This is a genomic window from Citrobacter cronae (assembly GCF_016893685.1).
Classification (GTDB): domain Bacteria; phylum Pseudomonadota; class Gammaproteobacteria; order Enterobacterales; family Enterobacteriaceae; genus Citrobacter; species Citrobacter werkmanii.
This window is the reverse complement of record NZ_CP069763.1, coordinates 3,935,146-3,935,963: the sequence shown is the minus strand read 5'-3', so window position 1 is coordinate 3,935,963 and position 818 is coordinate 3,935,146. Positions and strand designations below refer to the sequence as shown.

The following is an 818-nucleotide window of genomic DNA, read 5'->3' as shown; positions in this document are numbered from 1 at the left end:
GGAAAGGGGACGCTTTATTTCGCCGGACAGGGGATCCAGCAACAATGGGCGATGAAGAGAGAGATGCTGTCACCACGATACACGACCCGCTATGAGGACCTGCTTCAGGTTAAGTAACAGGCTTAATTAAATCTGCTCCCTGATTTTTCACATTCCCGACAGCACGCGTTATGGCATGCCATATAAATTTATCAGCCGACACTGAACCGTCGGCCGCAATTTCCGCAGCTTCTTTCCCTCCAGTATCCTGCCTCATCTATTCGCGAGCGGCTTCTGGTGACAGTACCAGAGGCCGCCTGTCGTGAATATCTACCAGTCCTTTGTCGGCCGCAGCTGTAACTATCAGAAAACCTTCTGCTTCATCTCCACGTTCGAATGGTGTGCTGCCGATCGCCGCCATGAATATAGGCTGGCCATCGGCTCGATGAATGAAGTAGGGCTGCTTTTTGTCACCTTCCTTTTTCCATTCGTACCAGCCATCAGCAAAGCAAATTGCACGACCATGCTGCCAGAGTGGTTTAAACATTCTGCTGGTGGCCGCAGTTTCAGACCGTGCGTTAATGAGCGGCGGTTTATCCCACCAACCGGGGGCGTATCCCCAGATAACTGGATCAAGATGCAGCTGCTCATCACGTTCGCTCAGAAGCAGAACTTTTGTTCCTGGCGCTACATTGAATCTTCCGATGGGTTCTGGATCGTATGGAATATCGCGTACTGATTCATCAGCGAGCAGGGCAAGATAATCTTCACGCGTCATTGACTGTGCAAAGCGTCCACACATAGAAACCTCCAGCCATATGTCAGACTGAAAGTATAGG

At 50.7% G+C, this 818-nt stretch carries 1 protein-coding gene and 1 pseudogene; one reads left to right on the top strand and one right to left on the bottom strand.

Annotation, left to right across the window (positions count from 1 at the left end; all coding sequences use genetic code 11):
- The coding region (locus JSN25_RS22570; protein WP_204579058.1) for a DUF4113 domain-containing protein at window positions 1–117 on the top strand (117 nt) is incomplete at its 5' end.
- Here JSN25_RS22570 and JSN25_RS22565 read toward each other — a convergent pair.
- Window positions 110–781 (bottom strand): annotated as a pseudogene (locus tag JSN25_RS22565) (SOS response-associated peptidase). The gene JSN25_RS22570 and the pseudogene JSN25_RS22565 sit on opposite strands and share 8 nt — an antisense overlap.
- Window positions 782–818: the final 37 nt, after the last annotated feature.